At 63.3% G+C, this 25691-nt stretch carries 38 protein-coding genes; 12 read left to right on the plus strand and 26 right to left on the minus strand.

Going from position 1 to position 25691, the window contains the following annotated elements:
- Window positions 1–405 (plus strand): RNA-binding S4 domain-containing protein, encoded by a 405-nt coding sequence (locus H9Q09_RS11685; RefSeq protein ID WP_187391273.1) that lies wholly within the window; start codon window positions 1–3, stop codon window positions 403–405.
- A gap of 34 nt (window positions 406–439) precedes the next feature.
- Here H9Q09_RS11685 and fdxA read toward each other — a convergent pair whose 3' ends face one another.
- Window positions 440–778, minus strand: coding sequence for a ferredoxin FdxA (fdxA, locus tag H9Q09_RS11690; RefSeq protein ID WP_009210793.1), 339 nt, complete (start codon window positions 776–778; stop codon window positions 440–442).
- A gap of 489 nt (window positions 779–1267) precedes the next feature.
- On the opposite strand from fdxA, the gene cysG reads away from it, so the two are divergent.
- Complete coding sequence (cysG, locus tag H9Q09_RS11695) at window positions 1268–2710, plus strand: siroheme synthase CysG (RefSeq protein WP_187391274.1); 1443 nt, start codon at window positions 1268–1270, stop codon at window positions 2708–2710.
- A gap of 36 nt (window positions 2711–2746) precedes the next feature.
- Here cysG and H9Q09_RS11700 read toward each other — a convergent pair whose 3' ends face one another.
- A complete protein-coding gene (locus H9Q09_RS11700) occupies window positions 2747–3220 on the minus strand; it encodes an Lrp/AsnC family transcriptional regulator (protein ID WP_009210791.1) in 474 nt (157 codons plus the stop codon).
- 132 nt (window positions 3221–3352) lie between these two features.
- Between H9Q09_RS11700 and ald the strand changes: the two genes are divergently transcribed.
- Window positions 3353–4468, plus strand: coding sequence for an alanine dehydrogenase (gene ald / locus H9Q09_RS11705; protein WP_187391172.1), 1116 nt, complete (start codon window positions 3353–3355; stop codon window positions 4466–4468).
- Between the two features lie 94 nt (window positions 4469–4562).
- Here ald and H9Q09_RS11710 read toward each other — a convergent pair whose 3' ends face one another.
- The 3 genes from H9Q09_RS11710 to H9Q09_RS11720 all read right to left on the minus strand — a co-directional run bounded on the left by H9Q09_RS11710 (window position 4563) and on the right by H9Q09_RS11720 (window position 5528).
- Window positions 4563–4844 carry a hypothetical protein gene (locus tag H9Q09_RS11710; RefSeq protein WP_024349813.1) on the minus strand — a complete coding sequence of 94 codons (282 nt, stop codon included), beginning with the start codon at window positions 4842–4844 and terminating at the stop codon, window positions 4563–4565.
- Between the two features lie 56 nt (window positions 4845–4900).
- A complete protein-coding gene (locus H9Q09_RS11715) occupies window positions 4901–5068 on the minus strand; it encodes a hypothetical protein (protein WP_169513620.1) in 168 nt (55 codons plus the stop codon).
- A gap of 127 nt (window positions 5069–5195) precedes the next feature.
- On the minus strand, window positions 5196–5528 hold the full coding sequence (locus H9Q09_RS11720; RefSeq protein ID WP_187391173.1) for a YkgJ family cysteine cluster protein: 333 nt from the start codon (window positions 5526–5528) through the stop codon (window positions 5196–5198).
- Window positions 5529–5692: 164 nt separating this feature from the next.
- Here H9Q09_RS11720 and H9Q09_RS11725 point away from each other — a divergent pair, with 164 nt between their 5' ends.
- Window positions 5693–7456 carry a pilus assembly protein gene (locus tag H9Q09_RS11725; RefSeq protein WP_230786251.1) on the plus strand — a complete coding sequence of 588 codons (1764 nt, stop codon included), beginning with the start codon at window positions 5693–5695 and terminating at the stop codon, window positions 7454–7456.
- A gap of 27 nt (window positions 7457–7483) precedes the next feature.
- Here the strand turns inward: H9Q09_RS11725 and H9Q09_RS11730 are convergent, their stop codons facing one another.
- Entirely contained in the window at window positions 7484–7891 is a 408-nt protein-coding gene (locus H9Q09_RS11730; protein ID WP_187391174.1) for a hypothetical protein, read from the minus strand.
- A gap of 207 nt (window positions 7892–8098) precedes the next feature.
- On the opposite strand from H9Q09_RS11730, the gene H9Q09_RS11735 reads away from it, so the two are divergent.
- From H9Q09_RS11735 to H9Q09_RS11760, 6 genes are all read left to right on the plus strand, one after another.
- Window positions 8099–9181, plus strand: coding sequence for a diguanylate cyclase (locus tag H9Q09_RS11735; protein ID WP_246716117.1), 1083 nt, complete (start codon window positions 8099–8101; stop codon window positions 9179–9181).
- Between the two features lie 1309 nt (window positions 9182–10490).
- A complete protein-coding gene (locus H9Q09_RS11740; RefSeq protein ID WP_187391176.1) occupies window positions 10491–11759 on the plus strand; it encodes an integrase arm-type DNA-binding domain-containing protein in 1269 nt (422 codons plus the stop codon).
- A 43-nt stretch (window positions 11760–11802) separates the two neighbouring features.
- A complete protein-coding gene (locus tag H9Q09_RS11745) occupies window positions 11803–12147 on the plus strand; it encodes a hypothetical protein (protein WP_187391177.1) in 345 nt (114 codons plus the stop codon).
- 112 nt (window positions 12148–12259) lie between these two features.
- Window positions 12260–13807, plus strand: coding sequence for an AAA family ATPase (locus H9Q09_RS11750; RefSeq protein ID WP_187391178.1), 1548 nt, complete (start codon window positions 12260–12262; stop codon window positions 13805–13807).
- 18 nt (window positions 13808–13825) lie between these two features.
- Window positions 13826–14011, plus strand: a complete 186-nt coding sequence (locus tag H9Q09_RS11755) for a hypothetical protein (RefSeq protein ID WP_187391179.1) — start codon at window positions 13826–13828, stop codon at window positions 14009–14011.
- A 21-nt stretch (window positions 14012–14032) separates the two neighbouring features.
- Window positions 14033–14710 carry a metallophosphoesterase gene (locus tag H9Q09_RS11760; protein WP_187391180.1) on the plus strand — a complete coding sequence of 226 codons (678 nt, stop codon included), beginning with the start codon at window positions 14033–14035 and terminating at the stop codon, window positions 14708–14710.
- A gap of 28 nt (window positions 14711–14738) precedes the next feature.
- Here H9Q09_RS11760 and H9Q09_RS11765 read toward each other — a convergent pair whose 3' ends face one another.
- The 6 genes from H9Q09_RS11765 to H9Q09_RS11790 all read right to left on the minus strand — a co-directional run bounded on the left by H9Q09_RS11765 (window position 14739) and on the right by H9Q09_RS11790 (window position 17888).
- Entirely contained in the window at window positions 14739–14999 is a 261-nt protein-coding gene (locus tag H9Q09_RS11765) for a hypothetical protein (RefSeq protein WP_187391181.1), read from the minus strand.
- A gap of 91 nt (window positions 15000–15090) precedes the next feature.
- Window positions 15091–15828 carry a Crp/Fnr family transcriptional regulator gene (locus H9Q09_RS11770; protein WP_187391182.1) on the minus strand — a complete coding sequence of 246 codons (738 nt, stop codon included), beginning with the start codon at window positions 15826–15828 and terminating at the stop codon, window positions 15091–15093.
- A 167-nt stretch (window positions 15829–15995) separates the two neighbouring features.
- Entirely contained in the window at window positions 15996–16193 is a 198-nt protein-coding gene (locus H9Q09_RS11775) for a hypothetical protein (RefSeq protein WP_187391183.1), read from the minus strand.
- A gap of 447 nt (window positions 16194–16640) precedes the next feature.
- The gene (locus H9Q09_RS11780; protein ID WP_187391184.1) at window positions 16641–17009 is read right to left on the minus strand and encodes a hypothetical protein; all 369 of its coding nucleotides are present in this window, start codon (window positions 17007–17009) and stop codon (window positions 16641–16643) included.
- Between the two features lie 19 nt (window positions 17010–17028).
- Window positions 17029–17319, minus strand: a complete 291-nt coding sequence (locus H9Q09_RS11785; RefSeq protein ID WP_187391185.1) for a hypothetical protein — start codon at window positions 17317–17319, stop codon at window positions 17029–17031.
- An 11-nt stretch (window positions 17320–17330) separates the two neighbouring features.
- On the minus strand, window positions 17331–17888 hold the full coding sequence (locus H9Q09_RS11790; protein WP_187391186.1) for a hypothetical protein: 558 nt from the start codon (window positions 17886–17888) through the stop codon (window positions 17331–17333).
- Between the two features lie 78 nt (window positions 17889–17966).
- Between H9Q09_RS11790 and H9Q09_RS11795 the strand changes: the two genes are divergently transcribed.
- Entirely contained in the window at window positions 17967–18239 is a 273-nt protein-coding gene (locus H9Q09_RS11795) for a helix-turn-helix transcriptional regulator (RefSeq protein ID WP_187391187.1), read from the plus strand.
- Between the two features lie 20 nt (window positions 18240–18259).
- The gene (locus H9Q09_RS11800; RefSeq protein ID WP_187391188.1) at window positions 18260–18769 is read left to right on the plus strand and encodes a MarR family transcriptional regulator; all 510 of its coding nucleotides are present in this window, start codon (window positions 18260–18262) and stop codon (window positions 18767–18769) included.
- Between the two features lie 117 nt (window positions 18770–18886).
- Here the strand turns inward: H9Q09_RS11800 and H9Q09_RS11805 are convergent, their stop codons facing one another.
- From H9Q09_RS11805 to H9Q09_RS11870, 14 genes are all read right to left on the minus strand, one after another.
- The gene (locus tag H9Q09_RS11805; protein ID WP_187391189.1) at window positions 18887–19291 is read right to left on the minus strand and encodes a dATP/dGTP diphosphohydrolase domain-containing protein; all 405 of its coding nucleotides are present in this window, start codon (window positions 19289–19291) and stop codon (window positions 18887–18889) included.
- Window positions 19284–19505 (minus strand): hypothetical protein, encoded by a 222-nt coding sequence (locus H9Q09_RS11810; protein ID WP_187391190.1) that lies wholly within the window; start codon window positions 19503–19505, stop codon window positions 19284–19286. The genes H9Q09_RS11805 and H9Q09_RS11810 overlap by 8 nt, the downstream gene beginning before the upstream one ends.
- Window positions 19502–20107, minus strand: coding sequence for a hypothetical protein (locus tag H9Q09_RS11815; RefSeq protein ID WP_187391191.1), 606 nt, complete (start codon window positions 20105–20107; stop codon window positions 19502–19504). The genes H9Q09_RS11810 and H9Q09_RS11815 overlap by 4 nt, the downstream gene beginning before the upstream one ends.
- Window positions 20104–20427 (minus strand): hypothetical protein, encoded by a 324-nt coding sequence (locus tag H9Q09_RS11820; protein ID WP_187391192.1) that lies wholly within the window; start codon window positions 20425–20427, stop codon window positions 20104–20106. The genes H9Q09_RS11815 and H9Q09_RS11820 overlap by 4 nt, the downstream gene beginning before the upstream one ends.
- Window positions 20424–21635, minus strand: a complete 1212-nt coding sequence (locus H9Q09_RS11825) for a hypothetical protein (protein ID WP_187391193.1) — start codon at window positions 21633–21635, stop codon at window positions 20424–20426. Before H9Q09_RS11825 ends, H9Q09_RS11820 begins: the two co-directional genes overlap by 4 nt.
- Window positions 21636–21712: 77 nt before the next feature.
- Complete coding sequence (locus H9Q09_RS11830; protein WP_187391194.1) at window positions 21713–22093, minus strand: hypothetical protein; 381 nt, start codon at window positions 22091–22093, stop codon at window positions 21713–21715.
- Between the two features lie 438 nt (window positions 22094–22531).
- On the minus strand, window positions 22532–22723 hold the full coding sequence (locus tag H9Q09_RS11835) for a hypothetical protein (RefSeq protein ID WP_187391195.1): 192 nt from the start codon (window positions 22721–22723) through the stop codon (window positions 22532–22534).
- The gene (locus tag H9Q09_RS11840; RefSeq protein WP_187391196.1) at window positions 22723–23013 is read right to left on the minus strand and encodes a hypothetical protein; all 291 of its coding nucleotides are present in this window, start codon (window positions 23011–23013) and stop codon (window positions 22723–22725) included. The genes H9Q09_RS11835 and H9Q09_RS11840 overlap by 1 nt, the downstream gene beginning before the upstream one ends.
- Window positions 23010–23564 carry a hypothetical protein gene (locus tag H9Q09_RS11845; protein WP_187391197.1) on the minus strand — a complete coding sequence of 185 codons (555 nt, stop codon included), beginning with the start codon at window positions 23562–23564 and terminating at the stop codon, window positions 23010–23012. The genes H9Q09_RS11840 and H9Q09_RS11845 overlap by 4 nt, the downstream gene beginning before the upstream one ends.
- Window positions 23561–23743, minus strand: a complete 183-nt coding sequence (locus tag H9Q09_RS11850) for a hypothetical protein (RefSeq protein ID WP_187391198.1) — start codon at window positions 23741–23743, stop codon at window positions 23561–23563. Before H9Q09_RS11850 ends, H9Q09_RS11845 begins: the two co-directional genes overlap by 4 nt.
- 106 nt (window positions 23744–23849) lie before the next feature.
- Window positions 23850–24422, minus strand: a complete 573-nt coding sequence (locus tag H9Q09_RS11855) for a lysozyme (protein WP_187391199.1) — start codon at window positions 24420–24422, stop codon at window positions 23850–23852.
- Between the two features lie 4 nt (window positions 24423–24426).
- Window positions 24427–24642 carry a hypothetical protein gene (locus tag H9Q09_RS11860; protein ID WP_187391200.1) on the minus strand — a complete coding sequence of 72 codons (216 nt, stop codon included), beginning with the start codon at window positions 24640–24642 and terminating at the stop codon, window positions 24427–24429.
- Window positions 24639–25169 (minus strand): hypothetical protein, encoded by a 531-nt coding sequence (locus tag H9Q09_RS11865; RefSeq protein WP_187391201.1) that lies wholly within the window; start codon window positions 25167–25169, stop codon window positions 24639–24641. Before H9Q09_RS11865 ends, H9Q09_RS11860 begins: the two co-directional genes overlap by 4 nt.
- Window positions 25166–25450, minus strand: a complete 285-nt coding sequence (locus H9Q09_RS11870; RefSeq protein WP_187391202.1) for a hypothetical protein — start codon at window positions 25448–25450, stop codon at window positions 25166–25168. The genes H9Q09_RS11865 and H9Q09_RS11870 overlap by 4 nt, the downstream gene beginning before the upstream one ends.
- Between the last annotated feature and the right edge of the window lie 241 nt (window positions 25451–25691).

A 25691-nucleotide genomic window follows, 5' to 3' on the forward strand; every position in this document is an offset into this window, starting at 1 on the left:
ATGGCTCCGGCAGCACCCGCGGGGCAGCGCATCGACAAATGGCTGTTCTTCGCGCGGGTCGTGAAGTCGCGAAGCCTTGCCCAGAAGCTGGTCCAGGCCGGCGGCGTTCGCATCAACGGCGACAAGACCGACAACGCTGCGCGGGCCGTGCGCCCGGGCGACACGCTGACGATCACACGCCGGGACGATGTCCTCGTCCTGAAGATCGTCGATCCGGGCGAACGGCGCGGACCGGCCAGCGAGGCGGCGACCCTCTACGAGGATCTGTCACCGACGCGGGAAGCCATCGCGGAACAGAAGGAAGCGGCCAAGGGCAAGGCCGCACCGGGCTATCAGCCCTCGGCGCGGCCGCCGACCAAGAAGGAGCGCCGCGCCCATGAGCGCCTGCGCTGGGACGGCGCCTGACCGGCGACGTCCATCTTGAACAAGCTGAAAGAGCTCAGTCGCCCTGGCCGGGCTCGGCCGAGAAGTATTTCTCGAACTTGCCGTCTTCGCCGTCGAACTTTTCCGCATCCGCAGGCGCATCGCGCTTGATGGTGATGTTCGGCCATTTCTCGGCGTATTCGGTGTTGATCTTCAGCCATTTATCGAGATTGGGCTCGGTGTCCGGCTTGATCGCCTCGGCGGGGCATTCCGGCTCGCAGACGCCGCAATCGATGCACTCATCCGGATGGATGACGAGCATGTTGTCGCCTTCGTAGAAGCAGTCGACCGGACAGACCTCGACGCAATCCATGTACTTGCAGCGAATGCAATTGTCGGTCACCAGATAGGTCATGTCTGATCCTTGGCCTGTTCGGGCCCGTGCGAAGGGCCCCGTCATTCGTGCGAGCAGCAACGGCGATTGCCGGCGTGTCTCGCCTGTCGTGGCGACGTAACCCCTCTCTTGAAGACAGACAAGAGCAAAGCATGTCGTGTCACCGCAGCGATCCGGGAATGGTTTTCCATCAAGGCGGCTGGGTCGCCTGTGAGCCGGAGATGAAGCGACGTTGCGCGATCACGCGTGGCTTGCAGCATCTGTTCGTAGGGTTCCTCGCGTGCCGGAACGACCATGCTCCGCAAGCCGGCCCCGCGCGAAGGACGATCCCGGTGGGCGTATCGGGACGCAAAATTACGCCTCGCTCTGTGACGGCCCCGGACGCTATGTCACAAGAGAGTGACGAGTAGGACGACCGAGGACGGATCCATGGCCGAGCGCCCGATTCTGGTGAGCGACGACAGCCTCGACGAGGCCGATGCCAATGGCGCGCGGCAGCGCTCGCAGCGCATGGGTCCGCTGGCGAGCCTGCCGGTGTTCTTCGATCTGGCGGGCAAGCGCGTGGTCATGGCCGGCGGCGGACCGGGGGCTGCATGGAAGGCCGAGCTCCTGGCCTCGGCGGGCGCCCATGTCGATCTCTATGTCCCGGCCGACGGGATCGATGGGGAGATGGCCGAGCTTCTCGCCGTGCCGCCGGAATCCAGCGTGATCGTTCATCACGACCGGCCCTGGGCGACGGATGTCTTCGCGGGAGCGGCGATCGCCGTCGGCGATACCGAGAGCCTCGCCGAGGGCCAGGCTTTCGCCTGCGCCGCGCGGGCGGCCGGCGTGCCGGTCAACGTCGTCGACAAGCCGTCCTATTGCGACTTCCGCTTCGGCACGATCGTCAACCGTTCGCCGGTGGTCATCGGCATTTCCACCGACGGCGCCGCCCCGATCCTCGGCCAGGCGATCCGCCGCCGCATCGAGACCCTGCTGCCGCCGGCGCTCAGCCAGTGGGCGGCCTTGGCCGCCAGGGTGCGGGGCGCGGTGATGGAGCGACTGGCGCCGGGACCCCTGCGCCGTGCCTTCTGGGAGCGCTTTGCCGACAGTGCCTTCACCACGAAGTTGCCGGATGCCGCGGCCGAGGCGGCGGCCGGCGGCTTCATCGACGATCTGGCCCGCTCGCCCGAGGCCGGCGGCCGCGTGACCCTGGTCGGGGCCGGTCCCGGCGAGGCCGAACTCCTGACGCTGAAGGCGGTCCGTGCCCTGCAGGCAGCCGATGTGATCCTGTTCGACGACCTCGTCTCGGACGAGATTCTGGAACTTGCCCGTCGCGAGGCACGGCGCATGCTGGTCGGCAAGCGTGCCGCCCGCGACAGCTGCCGCCAGGAAGACATCAACGCCATGATGGTCAGCTTCGCCAAGGCGGGAAAGCACGTCGTGCGGCTGAAATCCGGCGATGTGTCGGTGTTCGGCCGGGCCGGCGAGGAACTGGACGAACTGGCCCGCGAGAACATTCCGGTCGCCATCGTGCCGGGCATCACCGCCGCTTCGGCGCTGGCAGCGAGCTTCGGCGTGTCGCTGACCCATCGCGACCGGGCCCAGCAGCTGCGTTTCGTCACCGGCCATTCCAAGAAGGGCGGCCTGCCGGAGGACCTCGACTGGCATGCGCTGGCCGACGATCACGCCACCACCGTCTTCTACATGGGTGGCCGGATGGCGGCGAAGATCGCCGAACGCCTGATCCATCACGGCCTGCCGGCCGCGACCCCGGTCGCGGTCGCCGCCAATCTGTCGCGCGACGACGAGACCCGCGCTGCCGGCACGCTCGCGGACCTCGGCGCCATCGTCGCCAGGATCGGCGTCGACCGTCCGATCCTGATCGGCGTTGGCCGGGTCTTCACCGAACATGCCCGTGCCGCCTCCGCCGATCCGTTCATGATCGATGCCGGACGGACGGCGGTCGGCTGAGCCGGCGTCAGACCGGTCGGCCGGCACGGCGCGCTGTCACAGGTTCGGATCGATGCCCACCGTGGTTCGGTCCAGCACTTCGCGCAGGGCGAAGGACGAATTGATCCGCACAACATGCGGAAACGACGACAGATAGGTCTTGTGGATGCGCTCGTAGTCTTCGAGATCGCGGGCCGCGACCCGCAAGAGATAGTCGTATTCCCCCGACATCAGGAAGCAGACCAGGACGTTCGGGCAGCCCTTTGCCGCGGCCTCGAACTCGGCGAGTTGCCGCTCGGTCTGACCGGACAGGCCGATATTGACGATCACCGTGATGGTGTGGCCGAGCGTCCGGTTGGACAGCTTGGCATGGTAGCCGCGGATCGCACCGCTCGCCTCCAGCCGGTCGAGCCGCCGTGAGCAGGCCGAAGCCGACAGGCCGACCCGCTCGGCCAGCGCCGCGTTCGACAGCCGGCCCTCCCTTTGCAGGGTGCGCATGATCTGCAGATCGAAGCGGTCGATCGTCTCCATCCGCAGAATTTTGCGCAAGACGGCACCCAAACGCAAGAAAACATCGATCCTCGCGGTTCTGGCAGGCGAAAACGCGGGGACATTGCGCCGGAACCACGTTTCGATCCAGATGCCCACAGATGGAGGAAACGGATGCGCGTCGGCTGCCCGAAGGAGATCAAGAACAACGAATACCGCGTCGGCCTGACGCCGTCGGCGACGCGCGAATATGTCGGTCACGGTCACCAGGTGATCATCGAGACCGGCGCGGGTGCCGGCATCGACGCCAGCGACGCCGACTACGAGGCGGCGGGCGCCACCATCGCGGCGGACGCCGCGGAGGTCTTCAAGACGGCCGACATGGTGGTGAAGGTCAAGGAACCGCAGCCCGCTGAATGGGCGCAACTGCGCGAGGGCCAGATCCTCTACACCTATCTGCATCTCGCGCCCGATCCGAAACAGACCGAGGGGCTGATCGCCTCCGGCGTCACCGCGGTCGCCTATGAAACGGTGACCGACGGACGCGGGGGGCTGCCGCTGCTCGCACCGATGTCCGAGGTCGCGGGCCGCCTGTCGATCCAGGCCGCGGCCCACGCACTGGAAAAGGCCCATGGCGGCCGCGGGGTTCTGCTCGGCGGCGTTCCCGGTGTGGCCTGCGGCAAGGTCGTCATCATCGGCGGCGGCGTGGTCGGCAAGGAAGCCGCCAAGATGGCGATCGGCCTCGGGGCGGATGTCACCATCCTCGACCGCTCGATCGCCCGTCTGCGCGAGCTCGACGATCTCTTCGCCGGCCGTGTGCAGACGCGCTATTCCACCAGTACGGCGATCGAGGAAGAGGTCTTCGCCGCCGACGCGGTCATCGGCGCGGTGCTGATCCCCGGCGCCTCGGCGCCGAAGCTGGTGACGCGGGCCATGCTGCCCGGCATGAAGAAGGGCGCGGTGCTGGTGGATGTCGCCATCGATCAGGGCGGCTGCTTCGAGACATCGCGCGCCACCACCCATGCCGAGCCGACCTTCGAGATCGACGGCGTGGTGCATTATTGCGTCGCCAACATGCCCGGCGCCGTGCCGATCACCTCCGCGCACGCCCTCAACAACGCCACGCTCCCCTTCGGGCTCGCCTTGGCGGACAAAGGTCTGAAGGCGCTGTCGGACGACCCGCATCTCCTGCACGGGCTGAATGTCCATCGCGGCCTGATCACCAACCGCGCCGTCGCGCAGTCGCTCGGCCGCGAGATGGTCGACGCCTATGAGGCGCTTGCGGCCTGACCCGCGCGTCCGGCGGGCACACATGAAAAAGGGGCGGCCGGTCGAACCCGACCGCCGCCCCTTTTCAAACCCGCGGCATCGAATGCCGGCGGCGTCAGACCTCGACGATGAGGCCGTTCGCCACGAGCTTGGAAATATCCACCTCGCGCAGCTTCTGGGTACGGCCGAGCTTGCCGCCGAAACCCTTCACTTCCTCGGCCGACAGCGGCAGCACGAAGCGCTGGCTGACGATCCGCGGCGGTCCGTTGACCTGCGCGAACTCCGTCCATTGCAGGCGTCCGGAATAGGTCCCCACCGGGAGGATCAGACCGTCGCCGAGATCGACCGGTTCGGTCACCTTGTAGGTCCGGTCTTCATGGGCTGCCCTGGCTGCCATCTGTGTCCTCGTTTCTTCAAGAATGGTCGGGATGCGGTGCATGCCGAGCCGTGTTGTCAGGCGTCGCCAACGATTTCGGCGATACGCCCGGTGCCTTTGCATTCCGGGCAGGGCTCGCCATCGACGGTCCCCGATCCACCACATCTGCGGCAGAGATTTTCCGCCGTCTGCGGCGCGTTGTCATTGCCTTCGTCGCCGGGTCTTGCGGCGGGCGGGGTCGACATGGGCGCCTCCTGAATGCGGTCGTGGCACGGGGTCGGGTCAGAACCCGAACCTGCCTGTCAGGAGTATATGTGCCAGTCGGCCGAGATTTCACGCCGGCAAGATCGCCGGTAAGCGGGGGCTGTCGCCCTAGACTGCCTCGCCCGTTGCCGGCAGCATATCACAGTCGAGCCCGAAACGCTGCCGCGCCATCCGGCAATCCTCGCCCCCGGGAACGCATTCGCGGCAGACCTGCGGCCGCAGCGCATAGATCGTGCAACCCGTGCCGGTGCCAACCACCCCGGAAAGCGCGGCGCAGCGGTCGTTCTCGCAGCGCATGCCGCTGAGATCGCTCGCCACCAGCGCGGCCGGAATCAGGTCGAGCGCGGCGTCGCTCTCGATGGAAAAGCGGGGCCAGTCGGCCGAATAGGCGCAGCAGGCGCCGCAGGCCTGACAGTCGAAGACGGCATCGGACGGGGTCATTGCGGGTGTTCTTGCAGCCTCGGCCGGGGCGGTCAATGCGTTCGGCATGCGGGAGGCCTGGACGTGGACCATCCGGCGGATTGTCGGCTGTCGCGAAACCATATGGAAACGGACCATAGGTAAGGTTTGCGCGCCAGGAATGGGCCGTTGGGGAGATCGATCTCGTGAAAAGCGCATCAGGCAAGCGGTTCTGGACGGCGGAATCCGGGAATGTGGCGGTTGTCTTCGGACTGACCCTGCCGATCCTCGCCTGCTGCATGGGCGCTGCGGTGGACATCTCCGGGATCTACGCGTCGAAGCGCAACCTCCAGCATTCGGTCGATATCGCAGCGCTGGCCGCCGGTCGGGAATATTCCAATAACCAGCAGGATTCCCATCTGTCGAAGGTCGCGGAAGGCTATTTCTTCGAGAACGCCGGGGCCGATGCGCGCGCGAACACGGACTTCAGCTATGACGGCATCTTCAACGAGGACGGCTCGACGGTTCTGCAGGTGTCGGCCGCCCGCCGGCATCCGACCATCTTCGGCGACCTCCTCTCCTTCGTGACCGCCGGCGAACTCGACTGGCGCGCGTTTCCGCTGGCGGCCCGAAGCCAGATCGTCGTCCAGAACCAGTCCATCGAACTGGTCATGGTGCTCGACAATTCCGGCTCGATGACCGGCCGGCCGAAATCCGGTGGCGGCAAGCGCAAGATCGACACCATCAAGGAAGCCGCCATCGGTCTGACCGATCAGTTCCTGAAGGGCGCTGCGTCCTCGACCCTGAAGCTGCCGGTCCAGTTCGGCGTCGTGCCCTTCGCCGCAGCGGTCAATATCGGGCCGGACAATCACGACGCGAAATGGATGGACACCAAGGGACGGTCCTCGATCCACAACGAATATCTCGACTGGGCCAATTGGAAGACGAGCCGCGGCGTCAATCTGGCGGAGCGAAGCCCGACAGGCGACTACTGGCAGGAGATTTCCTCGAAGACGCCGCTGACGCGGTTCTTCGTCTATGAGAACGCGCACCACAAGAACGAATTGGGGCCCTGGTTGGGCTGCGTGGAATCGCGGCCGAACGGGCTCGCGATCACCGATGCGGAACCCAACTACGCAAATCCCGACACGCTGTTCGTGCCGAGCTTCGGCCCGGACGAATACGATGGCAACAAGGGCGATAACGACTATCTCGAAGATGACGGCAGCCGCTCGATGCGGGCCGAAGCGGCAATGTCGGTCCAGTCGAAGGTCGCAAAATATTTCGACGGCAGCGACTTGCAGCGTGGCAAACACCCTGGCCCGAACCGTGGCTGCCGGTCGACACCCGTCACGCCGCTGACCGACAACCAGACCACGATCAATGCGGCGATCAACGCCATGGATGCGGATGGCGAAACCAACATTCCCGAAGGCATCGCCTGGGGCTGGCGGCTGTTGTCGGCCCGCGAGCCCTTCACCCAGGGCCGAGCCAACGACGCCAAGGACAATCTGAAGGTCCTGGTGCTGATGACCGACGGCGACAACAATTACGGCAGCGACGAGAACGACTACAACGAATCCGGCTACGGCACCTTCGGCTATGCCAGTACCTACGACGCCTATGGCAATCATAGCTGGGGGCGGATCTTCGATGACACCAGCACGACCAGCAAGCGGGCGAACCGATCGAGCTTCGTCTCCGCGATGAACGAGAAGGTCGCGGCGATCTGCCAGAACATCAAGGATGACGGGCGCAAGGCCACCGGCGAGGACGGGATCGTCATCTTCACGATCGCCTTCGATCTCAACGATGGCTCCTCGGTGAAGAAGCTGATGGAGCAGTGCGCGTCCTACGGCATCACCGATCCGACGAAGAAGCTCTATTACGACGCCAAGAGCTCGAGCGACCTGATGGCGGCGTTCGATTCGATCACCGAACAGGTGTCGAGCCTGCGCATCGCGAAATAGCCTGCAGCCTCCTCCGGGGGAGGGACGCTATTGCGTATCGAGCGTCAGTTCGAAGCGTTCGACGACGCTCGGCTGGATCACCCGGGCGGTCATCGTGACCAGCACGATCTGGGCGTCGAGGCTATCCCCGGCCTCCATGGCACGTTCGATCCGCTCGCCGACCCGCAGCGCCAGATCGACGTCGTTGGCGCCGGCAAAGCCTTCCGCGCCGATCATGCAATAGCCGAGGATCTCGGCCGCGGCACGGTAGGCTTGCGGCGCGGGAAACGCACCGACCGCATGATCCTGCATCAGCCTGACCACCGTCAGCTTCACCGCTTCCGGGACCATCCTGGGATGCAGGTCGACGGAGCGCAGTGCGCTGTCGAGCTGTTTCAGATCCTCGGATCGCCCGAAGACGCCGAACAGGCCGAGGGACGATCGTTGTCTGGTCATGGCGCGATCCTGCATCGACGGCATTGTCCGGTCACGGGCGGCAGCGGCCGCACGGCAGGGAAGAAGGCCCCGGCCAACCGGTCTCTCCGCGGCCCCCAATTTCCTCTGTGACAGATAGCCGTGTCGTTCCCGGTGTTTGTGGCTTCGTAACCCGTCGCGGCTATTGCAGAAAGAGGCGGCAGGATCGGAGCCAGAACTTTGCCAAATATGGGATTCTTTCTCGGCGTCGTGAACGGCCTCGGCATCTTCGCGCTGGTGACGATGATGTATGGCTGGGCCCTGCGTAAAGCCGAGCCGGGGCTTGGGCGAAGCCTTGCGCTCGGGCTGTTGTTCGGTGTCGGGGCATCGCTCTCGATCGCCAATGCGGTCGAACTGGCGCCGGGCCTGCGCATCGACCCGCGGGCGGTCATGCTGGTCCTGGCAGCCCCCTTCGGTGGACCGGGAGCCGCGACCGTGGCCGCGCTGGTCACCAGCCTCTTCCGGCTGCATCTCGGCGGTTCGGGCACGATGGGCGGGATCGCGAACATCGTGGCCACGGCGGGTATCGGTGCCTTCTTCGCCTATTTCGTCTTTGAGAAGATGCAGCCGGCCCGCACGCGCGATCTCTTGCTGCTCGGCCTTCTCTGCAATGTGCCGTTTCTCTTCATCCTGACGGTGCCGGTCGACAACGCGTCGCAGATATTCCTGCGGACAATCGGTCCGATGACGGTTGCCGACGTGATCGGGGTTCTCGTCCTCGGGCGTTTCCTCTGCAGCGAGCGCAAGGCCTTCGTCTTTGGCCGGGCGCTGGAGGCCGAGGCGTCGACCGATCCGCTGACCCTTCTGCCCAATCGCCGCCATCTCGAGCGTCGCACCAGCGAGATGGTGGAGGTGGCACGGCGCAATGGCCGGCCGATCTCGGTGCTCGTCATCGACATCGACCGGTTCAAGCAGGTCAATGACACATATGGCCACGATGTCGGGGACACGATCCTCTTGAAGGTGGCGGATGTGGTGCGGGCCAATGTCCGCAAATCCGATGCGGTTGCCCGCTTCGGCGGCGAGGAGATCGTCGTGGCGATGGCGGATGCCACCCCGGCAGCGGCCCTGCAGACCGCCGAACGGATCCGGCTTTCCGTGGACGACAAGGTCTTCCATGGCGACCAGGAGAACGGCAACGTGACCGTCAGTGTCGGCGTCGCCACGCAGGAGGGGGAAGACCTGTCCTTCAAGCGCCTCTTCAAGGCCGCCGACGAAGCGCTCTTCCTCGCCAAGGACCGCGGCCGCAACCGCGTGGAAGTCGCGATATAGGGAAAGCCGGCGGCGGGCAGAGGGAGTGTACCAGTTCCGACACCGGCGACGGGGTGGCATGAGGATGCGGCACAGGTTTGACCAGGGCGTCCGGTCGGGTCCGCCACCAACTCGCCGAGGTCTTCTGAAGAGATTAGAAAAGTAAACCGATCAATGACGATAACGCGCTCCAGACCGCCCAGAGGATAACCCCGGTCGTGAGTGCCAGTAGCGTCGTTGCGAGCAAGCAGCCTTTCAGGAAGTCGTGATCCCAGGTGACGCTCACAACATCGTGCGGACGCCGGGCAGTCCTCTCCGCCGGGCGTTGGAGCGCCTTCTGCGTTGCTGACGAATTCTCAACATTGGTTTCGGCCGACATGAGGATGCGAGAACGATTCTGGCCGCCTCGCTGTATCAGCGTCGGAGCAGACGTAGCCGTTAGCGGGCGAAGATCAAAAGGCGAGCGGCGCAGGTCGATACTAATGGGGATCCAGTGATGCCACGCAAAGATCCGTCTCATGAAGTCCATGAATGTATGCATGTATTTTGGATTGGTTCTTTCTGGCTCATCCATCCTGAGTGGATGGCCTCACTGTTTGGACTGGTCCTTTGATCTACGACGCAGGCGGATGGGCCACATAAGGAGAGAGCGTCAATTCAGGGACGGATGCTTACGGCGAACTCCGGCTGTAAGCAACACCATGTTGGCCGCGACCTAGTGCTCTCCACTCCCCCGATACCCCGAGACAATTATGGTGCAACATCACCGGTTGGCCTGCATCTCACGTCATAAACAGATTCGCGTTGTATTTCTGAGGGCACACATCCCATCCCCTCACTGCAGATGCAAGTGGCCTTGTTTGGATAGAGTGTTAGATGACCCCTGCTTACTAAAATACTTAACGGTCACGGGGAGTTCACGGTGAACCGGTGCGTCGAAGGCGCGCTGGCGGGGCGTTGCATCGTGCCGAAGTGTGCGAGGGCCAGCGTCAGCACTAGCAATCGAAGCAACGCTTCGGGAGAATCGGCACATTAACAGACTGGGATCAGTGGCTGCTCAACGCGGTGTATTTGGTTGTTGCTTGTATATCCCCGTGCATGGGTACGCGGCGAGGAGCTCGCATGGCCCTGCCACAGGGCGCAAAGCAATTGGTGATCCCGACTGGATTCGAACCAGTGACCCTCAGATTAGGAATATAAGGGCGTGCTGGGACTTTCCTCCGGCGTTAACCGAGAAACCCCGGATTTCCGGGAAAGTCCCGGACTTTCTTGACCGCCTCGGGGAAAGTTCCGGATATAAGGCCGTCCCCATCCCGTCCCCGGAATAATTATGCCCGAGAAACTCACCAAGTCATCCGTTCATCGATTGATCCATGGCGAGGACCAGGGGTCCGTCACCGATACGGCCGCGCCGGGCCTCGAGCTGCGGGCGCGGTCGAGGGCGTCGGTCTGGTCGTACCGGTACCAGCTTCAGGGGAAGACGAAGCGGCTGATCCTCGGCTCCGCATACGAACTCGACCTCGACGAGGCGCGTCGCCTAGCACGACGGGCAGCAGACGCCAGATCTATGAAGGTTGCCGTCGACGAGGACTGGCTGCGTCGGGAGCGCAACCCTGCCGGCGTCCACTCGACCGGGAAAGCGACGTGGACCCTCAGTCAGGCCATCGATGCCTACCTCCGTGAAATCGCCGCGTCGAGAAAGGAGTCGACGGTCAAAGACTACCGGCATCACCTCCGGCACGATGCGCTAAAGAAGCTGCAGACCCGCCACGTCGACGACCTGACCGACGTCGAGATCTCCCAGGTCCTCGCCCGGTTTCAGAAGTCCAACGGCACCGGTGCTGCGGCGAACATCGCCAGGCGGATCGTCCTCTTGTGGAACTGGTTGTCGAAGACCCACAATCGAGAAAACTCCGGCGTAACACACGGCATCAAGATCGATCTTCCTGAGCGCCGCTCGACGAAGCCCAGAGCGCGGTGGCCGTCGCCGAATCTGGTGAGGAAGGCGCTCGACGATGCCTTAGCCGGCAACCTCGGTGCGGCGTCGCCCGTCATCGCTGCGATCATCCTGACCGCACAGCGCCGGCTGGTCGTCGCAGCGGCGGAGCGGGATCATATCGAAGATGGCGTCTGGCACATCCCACCGACGCACCGGAAGACGGCGGAGACAAGAGGCGATCGGAACGCCCACCTGATTCCGTGGCCTCAGGAAGTCGCGATCGCCCAGGACGGACAGTTCGCGTTCCCTGCATCCCGCGTCCGTGCAGCCGGCGCGCAGCTGTCTCACGTCTCCGAGTTCACAGCGGCGCATAAGCTGCGGGAGACCTACGGGTTCTCTCCTCATGATGTCCGTCGCACCTTCTCGACGGCGATCAGGATGCCCGAGTCTGGTCTGCCCGAGGGCCATGCGAAATACATCCTCGATCACAATGAAGAAGCCGATACGGTGACGCGAAAGCACTACGACGCTTGGCGCCACTGGCCCGAGAAAGAGGCAGCCATCGCGGCGTGGCGGCGTATCCTGGATAGCGACGTCGACGAGGTCGAGTGGAGGAAGCTCACCGGCCAGCGGTCAGCTTCGCGCCGGGCCAAGGGGTGATAAGGGTGGCGATCACCACCAGGGCGAACGGAGGCCCCTAGACATGACCGACGACAATTCCCCAAAACCGGATTTCGTGCCCTACGATGCGGAGAAGTCGATCGCTCTGGCGAAAGCGGTCTTCCCGCGATCGACAGCCGAAAGCCTGCAGAAGTCGACCAAGGTGCCAATGCGGCATGTGACGCGCTGGCTCAACGGCGACTCCCGCATTCCCCCAAAATTGCTCGCAAAGCTAGAGAAACAGCGCCAACTCCGCGACGAGTTCTCTGACGAGATTCGGGCGCTCTATGCTGACATGCGGACCGAAGGCCTAACAAAACAAGCCGCCAGATCGGCCCTCCTCGAGATAGCGCACGACGAAGATTTCGAAGATTTCGAAGACTTGTGACGAAATCTCGGGATAATCGTTAAGCGATCTTAACCCCCAGCTGATACCAACGACGCACCCAGACGGGAAACAAGGGCGATGAGGCCCGCCGTCGATTTCTGGAGGGCTTTCTATGTCAAAGAAGCTTGCTCGTCTCGTTGGCGATCACCGCCGCCTTTACAGCGAAGGCCAGACCTTCTCCGGCGATGACGCCGACGAAGATCTTGGCATCGAGGCCCTCCTCGACAGCACGACCCATCCGACCCTCAAAGCGATCTATCTGGCCAATCCCGAGCTTCCGCATCCGCTGCGGCTGCCGGATCGGCGCCGGCTGGTCGTGATCAGGAGCGGCGAGAATTGGGAGCGAGCGGCACGTTGGGCTGCGCGAAATTACCTTTCTGGCATCGTCCATGAAGCTCGCGGCGCGTCGCTCAATCTCAACCGCGAAGAGATCGATGTACGCGAGATTCTGAAAGCTCTCACGCACAGCGACGTTCTCCTGCAGCTCGCGCCGGACGACGCGATGCCTGACGTGCTGTCGCGGATCGCGTCGGCTGAGATCGACGCCACCCGTGTCACCGAAGGACACATGACAGAGGTCCTGCGCCGGCATTTCGGAACGCCGACGACCTGGTGGCCGGAAGGCTGGGACCCGCTCTCATTCGATTGCACCCATCTCGACCTGGCGATCGAGCAGGCCGAACTCCCGGCGGATTTCCTCCAGATCCTCGCGATCTTCCGTGGCCAGGCAGACGCCCAGGAGACGGAGCCGGCGATCGCCGAGGCCGAGGACGACAGCTGGAAGCGGATGCCGACCCCGGAAGGTCCGACTGCTCGCGTTCTGACCTCGCCGATCGCCACGCCGAAGACCGCGGCGACGAAGAGCTTGTGGACGGCATGTGAGAAGATCGTGAACGCCGACTTGCCGCTCAGGACTGTCTACAATGACCCCACTGCGGCGCTGGTGGCGGAGTGGCCGCATGCTGCCGACGTAATCCGGCGGCTCCTCGCGGGCATCCGTGTCGGCGACGTCATCAAGCTGCGTCCGACCCTCCTTGTCGGCGCGCCGGGTACCGGCAAGACCTCGCTCCTTCAGGCGATCGCGGCGATGCTCGACACTCCGCACTTTGTCTTCCCCTGCGCGTCGTCCGGCGACAATTCTTTCGGCGGAACCCCGGCGAGGTGGCATTCGTCGCAGCTCTCGACACCCGGTGAGACGATCCGCCAGCACGGCGTCGCGAATCCGGTAATCATTCTCGACGAGATCGAAAAGGCGGGGAGGCACTATGAGAATGGCAGCCTGGTCGATGCGCTGCTGCCCATGCTCGAAGCGCATACTGCGAGCGGCTATTTCGAGACCGCTCTCGATGCGCCGATCGATCTCAGCCATGTGAGCTTCGTCGCGACCGCGAACACTCTGACGATTCCGGCGCCCCTGAGGGACCGGTTCGATGTTGTCCGCATGCCGGACCCTGGGCCGGAGCATATCGGTCCCTTGGCGAAGAGGATCGTGGACGACATTCGGAAGAAGCGCGGCCTCGTCGACGGAATGATTCCGCCTGTCGCCCCGGATGAAGAAGACCTGATCCGCAATGCCTGGCGGGGCGGCTCTCTTCGCCAGTTGTCGCGCATCGTCGAGGCTCTGGTCGACAACCGCGACAAGATGGAAATCAGAAACTGAGGCGAAGGAGGCCTACTAATGTTGATCGTGATCCCGAAGCATTTGCAGGAACGCCTGCGCCAGATCGAGGAAGACGAGGGCATCCCGCCCAACGATTTCGTTTGCTCCGCCCTCGAAGTCTGGACGAACACCGATGCCGAGATGCGTAAAAGTATCGCTCTCAATGTAATGCGCTGGAAGCTTCAGAGCATTAGGAAGCAGTAAACCACGGCGATGGAGGCCGACATGATCTACTACACAGCGGACACTCACTTCGCGCATTCGGCGATCTTGCGGATGTGCAAGCGCCCGTTCAAGACGATCCATGCCATGGACCGGGCGCTTATTCAGAGGTGGAACGAACGCGTCGGGCTGGATGATACGGTCTATCACCTGGGCGACTTCGCGTTCGGACCTGTTGCCGAAGGACGGCGCTACTTCGATCTCCTGAACGGCAAGAAGCACCTCATCATCGGGAATCACGACAAGCCGAGCATCCGCGACTGGCCGTGGGAATCGGTCTCCGAGACGAAGATGCTCGACGATGACGGGAAGAGGATCTTCCTGTGCCATTATCCCATGGCGGAGTGGCCCTCATACTACCGCGGCGTCCATCACTTCTTCGGCCACGTCCACGGGAACCGGCGCGTTCCCGGGGCGGTCGATGTCGGCGTGGATCTTTGGGGTTATGCGCCCGTCACTGCCGACGAGGCGATCGCCGCGATGACGGAACGCGAGGAGGGACGGCAGAAGAAGACCATCCTCGATTTTGGGACCGAGGTTGTCCGCCAGGTCGCCGATCGTGCGGATCAGTGGATGGAAGCGTGGGAGCGGGAGCACCTCGCCAACGCCATCGACGAGGCCGCGATGGCGGCTCTGGACGACATTCTCCAGCAGCGCGTCGACCAAGCCGGAGGGCGGTAATTATCATCGCCCTATACGGAGGCCGTGGCTACTCGGTGGCCATCTTCTGGTTTCCGTTCAGCCATCCGGCGTCGACCGTCAGCGTTGCCTTGAAAATCCGGTTGCCGGCCTCGTCCCGAACCGTCACTGCAAGCAAATGATGTTCGCCATCTAGTACCGCAGATTTTGCGATATCTGGAAGAGCGTTGACCGCAGTTCTCCGCACGGCCTCCAGCGACTGACATTCGATTCCGACGTCGTCTTCGCTGATTTCCTCCTGATCTTGCACATCAAAGAAATAGAACGGCACTGATAGCTCCGGGGGTAAGCGAACAACCTCCATTGATATACGAACTCGCTCGCGTTCCGATGCACCGTGCCCGGGAAATATTTTTACTGCCTTATCTGCGCTGCGCCGGATCGAGGTGCAGATAGAGAGGATCGAACTCCGCGACCGCTTGCAGCCGCGCCAGGTCGTGCACGATCATCTCCCGCTTCTGGACGGTGATCAGCCCTTCCTCGCGAAGTTCGCGGAGCGTGCGGTTGACCTGGACGACACTGAGCCCGGTCGCGTCGGCGAATTCAGCCTGAGTCATCGGCATGCGGATTGGATCTTCCGCGAGTCCGACGGCGTCGAGTCGGACGTAGAGTTCGCACAGCATGTGAGCTATGCGGGCGTGTGCATTTAGTCTGCCGACACAGCGCAGCCACGTCCGAGCGATGGCGGCGTCGATCAGTGTCTCGCGCCAGAGGGCACCGGAGATGCGAGGGTTCCGGTCACATATTTCGTGGATCGCGTGATGAGGTATCATCGCGATTCGGCCCGCCGTAATGCTCGCGACGCTGTGATCCATTGTCGCGAGATGCAGCGTCTGCATGTCCGGGATATCACCTGGGACGTAGAATGAGAGGATCTGGCGCATACCATCCCTAGTGTCCTGGTACCGCGCCACAAAGCCGTCAACGACTAGGATGCATTGGTCGACGCAGTCCCCCTCACGACTGATGGTCTCGTTCCTCGCGACATCGCGGATAGTAATCGGCAAGGATCGGAGATCCGTCAGTTCCGATTCGCTCAGTCCCGCCGAACGCTGAAGTCTGCGAATGAGAATGTCTATTTGTCCGGAATTCTCAGGCATTTGTTCCCCCTTCGGGCTATGGGTTCCACCCCTACCATCGAACGGCGGTCATGACGGACAAATAGATAAGGAGAGATTGCATTGCAGATCAGCTCGGCCACCGGCTGCCAGTGATCTCTATTATGCCGATGTGCCGAAAACCCGCACATGAGCATAATAGACCCCCGTTACCCGTGGCCGCCGTTCGCACCACTCCCGCCATAGTCGCATCGCACCGATTCTCGGATCCGGTAGACGAGATGTTCCGCGATCGCCCGCCGAGCGTCATCGTACTCTTGCCAGCTCGTCGCCGGCCTCTTCATCGCGATCCGTGCCCTCATGTCCGGCGGGATCTCTTCGATCGCGAGGGCGATGATCGTGCGCATGTGAGTGTCGGTGATGCCGGCGGACGGCGGGAGGACGCCGAGAGGGCGGGTATAGCGAGATCGCCGGGACATGAGAAAGCCTCCGATTCTGGTGAACCGGAGGCTATGAGATGTTCTTGTTTTGATCTAGCGCCGACGGCATCTCGACGTCGAGTTTGTGATGATCTTTGCTGCCCGGTCTCGAGCGTCAGATGGCTCGCGACAACCGAACAGCGGCCACCCTGATTTCCGCTCAATAGCGATCTCGATCGATGCGAGCTGCAGCGATAGATCGTCTGCTAAATCTCGAAGATCATCAGCATCCAGCTCTTCGAGAAGCGCTCTCGGATGCGGATACTCGCGATCTGTCATCGTCTGCTCCATACGATTCTGCGACTGCAAAAACGCGGTCGCCTGGCGCACTATCGTACTGAAACCTTATCGTTTTCTGAGCTAGCGAAAACGTGATCAGGCAGACGCCCGCTCGCCCCGGACGATCTCGCCGAGACGGTCCAAGCCGACCATTCCGCCCTTGCCGATGTCGATCCAGAACGCGGCGTCGGACCGGAAAAGAGTGGTCGTCAGGGCCAGGCCGCGCTCGAAAACGCCGGGCTCGTCTTGGCATTCCAAGACCCAGTGTTCGATCTCCCGGACGTAATAGGGCATCCACGTTACCCGGAGGGATTCGGCGCGCATGATGTCCCGCCGCCGGCCGACGAGGGCGGGGAGCGGGCGGCGGAGGAGGGACCAGAGATCGCGCAGGACCAGGCGGAGGGTGCCGGAGTAAGAGAGGCCGGCGCGGATGAGGCGGCGGGTCTTCGCGTGGGCGCGGGTCATAAGAGAGCGGAGGTCCATATCAGTGGCCGCGGCGGGTCTTCCACCCCTTCCTTGCGGCCTCTGACCTTTTCTCAGCAAGCGCCGCCTTCTCTCTCTCCATGTAAGCCGCGATGTGACGAGCGCGGGCAAGAGCCTGTTTCGCATGGCCGCCATACTCCTCTCCGAAGAAACCTCCGAAGTAAGACCGCAAGAGAGTTCCGTTGAAGGAAACGTATTTACCCTCGGTCAGAAGCCGGTCAGAGGCGAGGGCCATCTGACGTTCTCTAATGTCGAAGTAATGGTAACGGATCGTATCGTTCATCTTGCTCATTCTGGTCTCCGTCATGCCAGATAGCGGTTGAGAGCCGCATTCGCGGCACGGATGTCGGCAACGAGACGGCGGGCCTCGTCGTCGAGTGTGAAGGACTGGCCGGGCTCGATGCCGATCGCATCGAGGTGTGCATTGTATCGCCCGGTCGCCTCGTCGATCGCAGCGCAGAGGTCCTCGATCCGGAAAGCGACGGCGCCGAGGGACGACCGGTTGTCGATCCAGAACTTCGCCTGCGTCTCGGACTCGGTAGCGATCTGCGCCGCGACCGGATGGCGACCGGCATAGTCCGCGAGGAAGTTGCCGCGGATCTCCGACGCCCACTTCTTCTGCTTCGTCGAGCCGCGCAGGTTCACCTGCGAGATGCCCTTGGCCTTGTTGTTCGCCCGCGTCTCGGCGGCCTCGGCGGCGGCCTTCTTGCGGTTCTCGACGGAGCGCGACTGGAACCAGAGATCGGCGAAGTGCCGGTAGGCCGCCGTCTCCCTCAGCTCTGCACGATTCAGGACGGCGAGGTGGGGATCGTTGTCGTCGATCCAGTTCTCCAGAGCCCTTTCGAAATTTTCGTTCGCCATGCCGCCGCCTTTGTAATCATCGTTGCAATGATTTATATATACGTGGCGTTAAGGATGGCGACAAGAGGAAAAATCCACGTGATGATGATTTCTTGCACTGACAGCGAGTCCGGGCTATCCGGGGCGATGGACAACGAACCGTGGCAGAAGCGTGCGAAGCGCGCCGGACTCTCGCAGAAGATGCTCGCGAAGATTCTCGGCGTGTCCGAGAACACGGTCAGCATGCAATTGCGTGGTAAATGGCAGTCCGGGACGCCGCGCTATGTGAAGACGGTCATCATGGCTTGGGAGGCTTTGCCGATCGACGTCAAGGATCGGATCGTCGAGGCGGCGGAATGCGACTTGCATTGACGGCGCAAAGGGAGGGCATCATGGATCAGGTATCAGAAACGCCGCCAGCCCAGTCGGGCTATCAGACAGTCGCGGAGCTGCTGCAGGTCGCGAAGCTCACTCGCGCACACGTCGATATCGCTCTCCGCGTCGCCGATCTGCGGCCCGGCCAAGATGAGGTGCTTTGCGCTCTCGAAACCGACACCGGGATGACGAATTCGGAGGTAGCCGATCGCCTACGCATTCGATCGTCGACAGTCTCGAAGACGACCGACAAGCTCGTCGCAAAAGGCTTCGTCGAGCGTGTTCCGCTTGAATCGGATCACCGGATGGTCGCTCTCGCACTGACCCCCGCCGGCGCCGAGACACAAGAACTCGTCCGCGAGATCTGGCGCGGCGTCGAGGAGAATCTCTTCGGCGACCTTTCGGCATCCGAAACCGAAGAGATCCGCGAAGGCCTCGAGCTTCTCGACAGCCGCCTGCGAGAGCGCGTCGCCCGGTTCCGGCGACCGCTGGAGCAATCGATCTCGGAAAACGACCTTCAGAGTTGACCGCTAAAGCCATCCTCCTGGTCCCTACGACTGAATACCTATCCGGTATAACGGGCCGCGACCCCTTGCGGGGCGGGGGTTGTACATAAACGGCGGGAACTGAACAACCGCCGCCGATCAGGCCGCTGCCTTCCTCTCATGGCGCCCACGCCGGGCCCCGAGGATCCGCTTCTGCACCGCCGCGAGGGCATCCGGCCGCTTCTGCACCCGGTCGTCGATCAGTGTCCCGCAGGCGTCCGCATCGAGGATGATCGACATCGTTGCCATGACGTGCGCGGTATGGGGCAGGCCACTGTCGTCCGCACAGTCCTCGCCCTCTTTCAGTGCCAGGAGATGTCGGATAGCCGCGTCGATGTAGTCCGACAATTTGATCGGCTGGTCTCGCCAATTCAGTCGCCCGTATTTCTCGGCGCCATCCAGATGGGCTTCGGCCAGCCATGCGATCGACGTCGCCGGCACGGGCGAAATCAAGGGCGCTTTCTGCCGGCCGATGAGGGCCTTGGGATTCTCGATCTCAGGCATGCTTCGCCTCCGTCCACACGGTCTCGCACTTCGGAAATCCGAGAAATCCCCTCTCGCCGGTCGGGCGCTTCTCGAACCGGCCGACGCTCTCGCGGAATGTCTCCTTCGATCTCCCGCACTTCGGGCAGACGTCCTCATCGATGAAGAAGCGGCTTCCCTTCCAGGGGGCGGTGTCCCAGCCGCAGTCGCAGAAGAACCGGATGTGATAGCTCACAGGATCCCTCCGGCCTCTTGGATTTCCATCATCATGATCGACGCAACATCGAGATCATCCCCCGGATACCGCAGCATCCGCCTGATCTCGAACTCGATATCGACCGCGATCTCATAGTCCCATGGCACGAATTTCCGCTCGTCCGGATCGTCGGCATCCATGCCGAACATCAGGGCCTCGACGAACCCGACTTCGACATCGACGGCTTTGACGATCGTACCGTGCATCAGCTCGATATCCGCGCCCACCCGGTCGCAGATCGCCGCGTCCAGGCCGCCTTGGATCGCCACGATCGCAGGGCCCAGAAGGCGCTTCAGTGGGGTGTTGATGTCCCCCGTCGCGTATTCGTGCCCGTCGTGCAAAAGCGCAGCGAGCGTCAATGCGGGATTCCGGCACCTCGACTGGACGATCTTGCCGACGACGAGAGAGTGCTGGCCGACCGTCCAGGGCGTATCCGGCTGGCCGGACCATCGGGGGATGCCAGCCAAGACCCGGCACATCCGGTAGACGTCGATGTCTGCCGGCTGGGGATCGAGCAGGTCGAGGTAGCGGCCGCCGCCCAGGGCGATGGCGGAAGCGGGCAGGGGCGTGTGGACGGTCAAGCTGCGATCTCCTGATCGCGCCAGCGTGGGCGCCGGCGTTTGCGGTCGTTGATGAGGGTGGTGACGACGCGCCGCTCGTCGCAGACCAGGCGATAGCCGGTGACCGTGATCGCGCAGGCACCGTCGGCGATCCACCGGTGAAGGCGGGGCGGGCAGACGAGATCGCGTGCGTCAGATGGCTGGATATCCAGATATCTGCAGATGGCGGCCAGGCGTTGGCCGTCGTGGGTCGCGTCGGGGAAGAGTGCGTCGAAATCGATCGAGTGGACGCGTTCGAAATAGCGGACGACGGCGTGATCGGTGACCGGATGCGAGGTCATGCTGCCTCCGCGAACACCTGGAGCCACGGCGTCTTCGCCTTCGTCGGCTTCTCGGATACCGCGACCGACCACCTCGACGTCAGGCCGCGCTCCGGATGGACGAAGAACAGCGGCTGCGATGGCGCGGTACAGGGTGCGCGGAGGGAGAGACGGGCGTACTCATCGTACCCCTTGAGGGTGTTCGAGACGATCGACCGGGGCAGCCAGAGTTCTTGATGCCAGTGGCCGATGAGGAGGACGTCGTAGCTCTCCTGGGCGTGTCCACGGACCTTCACCTCGCCGCGGGCAATCGGGCCCAGGCTGCCGATGATGCCGTCACCGCCTTTCACACCCATCATGTCGCCGTGCATGGCGAGGATGCGGAAGCCGTGGACGGAGAACAGGATTTCGTTCGCCGGCCGGCTGTCGATGACCACCCTCGGATCGTCGGCGAAATGGCGCTGCAGGAGTTCGTAGATCAGCCAGTCCGCATTCTTGTAGACGTACCGCTTGAACTCCGGCTTGTGCGTCAGGCGACCATGGTTGCCGCAGACCGCCGGGCAGTAGACCTGGCCGAACTCGTCGGCGATCCGGGTCAGCGCTGCCACCATTATGTCCCGGCATTTCAGGATCGACGGCAGGACCTCGAACTCATCGGTCTTCTGCAGCTCCGGGTGGAGCCCGCCGGACACGAAGTCGCCGAGTAGCGGGATCACGATGCCCGGAACTTCATGCGGACCGTGATTCCGGATCAGGTCGATCGTGTTCGCGACCAGGCGCTCGACGCGCTTCTCTGCGATCGCCGGCGAATACTCGTTTCGGCCACCGGTCTCCGCCAGGTTGACGTTCTCGCCCAGGTGCCAGTCAGCCCACGGGGCGACAGGGACTTCGGGGGCACGCGAATGAGGGACGGTGATCTTCGCAAGCCAGTCTGGCGCCCGCACCGGCTCGGCGACCATCGACCCCAGGATCTCGCGCATAGCGTCGTCGTCGAGGGCCTGACGATGGGCCTCCTTCAAAGACTTCCGGAGACGCCGGACCTGCTCCTCGAGAGCGACGATCTTCCTGTCGGCCGGCGATCCGCCCAGGACGAAGGGCTCGGTCTTCGGCGGTGTGGGGTCGACCTCGACGGTCTCGACGATCGGCGGCGTGGTGGACGGGGAAGTCCGGGACTTCTCCCTGGCACGCTGGCACCACTTCCGGATTCGGCTGGCGGGAATGCCGTACATCTCCTGCATCTCTGCTGCGGATGTGCGGCCGGCGATGATGTCGGAGACGATCGCCTCCTTCGAGGGGACGTTCGTCATCATGCATCTCCATCGGAGGAGGGGAAGTCGGGCAAGTCGAGAATGGGAATCTCGATCCCTGCCTGGCGCATTAGCTGCTCCAGGACGGAAATGTGCCGGAGATACGCATCCGAGACCCGGCGGAGATAGTTGATCTCCCGCTCTTGCTGGGACATCTCCCGCCGCATCTCACGGATCTGATCAGCCACGACGGCTTCGTACTTGAGGCGCTCGGTCTCGATCTTGAGTTCATGCCGGACGCGCTCCGCTTCGAGCCGAACTTCCGAGTCCCGGATCTTCTTTGCGATCGCATTCCACGCGAATTTGCAGCCGGCGCCCAAGACGCCGATCGTGCCGGTCAAGGCAACGACCATCTCTGCGGAAATGATTTCGGACGCCATACTCGTTACTCACCCCTCGAAGCGCCCGCGACCCCTCGCGTTATTCGGCACCGTCACTGAATTCCTGCCGCCTGGACCCTCGCCCAGGCGGCTACTCGTTACTCGTCGTCTTGCCAGCTGTGCCGGCGATCCCATGCCCCGAGCCCGGCGACACGGATCAGCTCGCGGATGTCGTCCTCCTCCTCGTCGTGTAGGCGATCGAGAAGGGGACGAGAGCGGATGTCCGGATAGTCGTCAGGAAGGGCAGGGGCGGCGGGCATTGTCAGGCTGCGTCCTCGTCCGATCCGTAGCCGTGAGGCAGGGACCGGTTCTGCACCGGCAGCGATGGATCGCTCCGAAGTCGGCGAAGCTCACAGGCAGCGAGGCGTCGTGCCCGCTCCGGAGCCGCGAGGTCATCCAGCCTTCTCATGAGTGCGCGGAGTCGTTCTTCCCGGGACATCAGCGCTTCCTGCCATAGTCGAGGAAGTTGCCTCCGCCTGCTGGTACGGTCCCCGCGAAAGGATCGATGCGACGACGGTCATCGTCCGTCAGAACCGCGATCTTGTCCGAGAGGAAGACCTTCCGGTTCTCCTCGATCGGTTCGCCGAAGAAGTCGGTCTCGAGGAATGCTTCGCGATCTCGTCTGTGCATCAGTTATCTCCTGTCCTGGCCGCGTCCTGTTGGACCAGCCCATTGATTGCGTGGACCTTCCTGCGGCAGTCCTCCCCAGCCGCATCGAGTTCGACGACCCATTTCGCGACGTCCGACTGCCTCGACAGATCGCCCACCGCCGGCCGGTCGCGGCATTCCAAGAGCTGGCTCGGGATGCGGTCGGCGAGGGGCGGCGGCGGGAGGATCGTGGTCGTCGTGCAGCCCGCGATGGCGAGCGAACAAAACGACGCACAGATCGCCCGGGCGTGCGTGAAAATGTTCGCCCTCATGCCGCCACCGCCGGCGTCGTGAGACCGCAGGAAATCCGGACTTTGCCCTTCAGTTCGCTGGCATAGTTCGGGAGTTCCCGGACTGCGTCGGCGGCGGCTCCGGCAGCGCCAATGCAGGCGGCCTGGTCTTTGGTCTCGATGATGTTCGTCGGGACGCCGTCGATCATCACGACGAGGCGCCAGACGCGGCGACGGCCGACATACCAGTCGTCCTGGCGAGTGCCGATCTTCTCGAGATCCCTGATGGTGTCTCGGAGAACCGGCGCAGTCGGGCCGTCGCGATCTGTGTTGGTGTCCCGTGCGATCCGTTCGCGCAGAGCTGCCTCCCGACGGGCGGAGGCGTCCGCCTGCTTGGAGACGGCGGCGAGCTGTTCGACGATCTCGCGATGTGCGAACTCGGCGCCCCGGCGTCGGGCTTCGGAGACATCGAGTTCGGTTCGGGTCGTCGCCAGCTCGGACTGGGTGGACGCCAGGCGGCTCGACTGGACGCCTGCGAATGCGACGGCGGCCAATGCAACGATACTAATGCCGCCCAGGAGGTAGCTGGTCACGCCAGCCGCTTCCTGATTGCTGTCGCCGCCTCGATGAGGAGAAGGGCTGGCAGCGCTATGATCAGACTGGCGCTCATCACTTCGACAGACCCAGGTTCACCCAGAAGCAGCGCCACAACAGTGAGGTTCAGCGGGACGACCATCATCAGCGACAGTCGAACAAAGGCACGCTTGATCATCAGTAGTCTCTCCGTGTTTTCGCATGCGCCCGTGCGCATGCGATCGTCAGCGAAAACCCGGCGATTGCCGGCGCTGCGATGATGAAAAAGATGATTTCGGGGAGCATCAGCGGAGCCCCTCGAGGCACAACTTGCGCTCGGCCTGGCGACGGTTCGTCAGACCCCGGATGACCCGGAGTGGCTGTCCGCCCTTGTTCCACATCAGCAGAGCATCGCAGGCGCCGCGCAGATCACCGGCATTCGCTCGACGAGCCATCGACGATTTGCAGAAATTCCCGCCGCCGATGTTGTAAGTGGCGAGGAGGAAAGCTGCGTAAGTCTTGCCTGGAATGGCGTCCGGTGCGGACAGGCACCGACGCATGTCCGCCTCGAACTCAACGATGCGGGTGGCGAACTTGGATTTGCACTCGTCGGCGGTGAACCGCATTCCCGGCCGAACTCCCTTGGTCTCGCCGATGCAAATCGTCCACACGCCGACCACATCGCGATAAGCAGTGGTCTCCAGGCTTTCCCAGTGCAGGGCTTCTGTCGTCACCAGCGCCAGCAGGGCAGCAGCGGCGGCCCCACCGCCGATAAGACGAGAGCGGGTCTTCGATCGCGGTGCAGCGGTCGGACGCGGAACGGACACGGGCGTGCTCCGAGAGAAGAGGCGGCGAAAGAGATCGGCGAGGGTGGCCATCGGATCAGGCCTCCAGATTCTGCTGAGAGACCAGCCTGGCGACGAATGCGCTGGCGGTGACCAGGCCGGACGCGGCAGCGAAAACTCCGGGATCAAACGGCGACCACGCGTCAAATAGCGGCAACGCGACCTCGAGGCCCGACAGCAGGCCGGCGAGCAGCATCAGGCGGATGCTCCAGGCGCGGCGGACGATCGATTTCCAGTCGGTGGCGAGCTTCATGCTGCGAATCCCCTGGCTGGCGCGGAGGGGGTCACGCGGGCATTTCGTTGAACAAATCGGGCGATCAGGACGGCTTCCGCGGCATCCGCATCAGGCACTTCGATGCCGTCCGCGGCGCAGATCCGGAGCGCCTCGCTCTTGTAGAAATCGGTCGACTTGCCGCTGGTGCCGTGGATGCCCTTGCGCCAGTCGCCCAGGCGGATACCCAGAGCGGCGGCGCCGGCGTCGTAGGCGGCTTCGTTGGCGGCGGTATAGAGAGAGACGAGGAGGCGGCTTCCGACGCCGCGCCCGAATTCTCGTTCCACTCCGACGACATCGACGCCGAAATCCCGGCAGACCGACGCGACGGCTTTCCGCAGGCGCTGAATTTGGATGACGTGCCTGGTGTCGAGAGGCAGCGCCGACTTCCCGGATTCTGCGAGGCCCCAAGCGAGATTCCAGGAACCGCATGCACGGACCCGGCCGTCCTCGTCGATGACGGCGTAGCCACTGTTCTTTGCGAGATCGAGAGCGAGAACCGTCGTCATGCGGCGATCCTCGTCAGAGCGATGGATCCCGGCTTCGGTGCGACGATGTCGTAGCGCAGCTTGATGCCGAGGGCCTCGGCCAGCTTTAGAGCGGCTTCGTGTCCCAGAGCACGGGTGTCGCCCCGTATATAAAGAGAGACCCTCTCGCGATGAGAGTTCGACTGCCAGCCGGCAATCAGGCAGGCCTCACGCATGGTGATGCCCCGCCGGGAGATTTCCCGCCGGATAGCGATAGCCAACGTTTCGTGCAGCCCCTGCAGCAAGCGCGAGCGAATACGCAAACTGAACCCCTCGAACACAACTCAAACGCAACTCGACGCCAGACCCCACGATCTGGCGAATACGAATCAAATTGTCGGCGCAGAGTTAGCAACTCGCAATAGAAGCAACGCAGAAAAGTGGAAAATTCCGAGAACGTTCGGGAAACGGATGTGAACAGAGGAGGAGTTCGACAGCGATCTGCGCGGATCCTGGAACATCGTCGGCGTTAATAATGTGCAATGTGCAAGTTGCAACTTAATC

Source organism: Aurantimonas sp. DM33-3, assembly GCF_014334315.1.
Lineage (GTDB): Bacteria > Pseudomonadota > Alphaproteobacteria > Rhizobiales > Rhizobiaceae > Aurantimonas > Aurantimonas coralicida.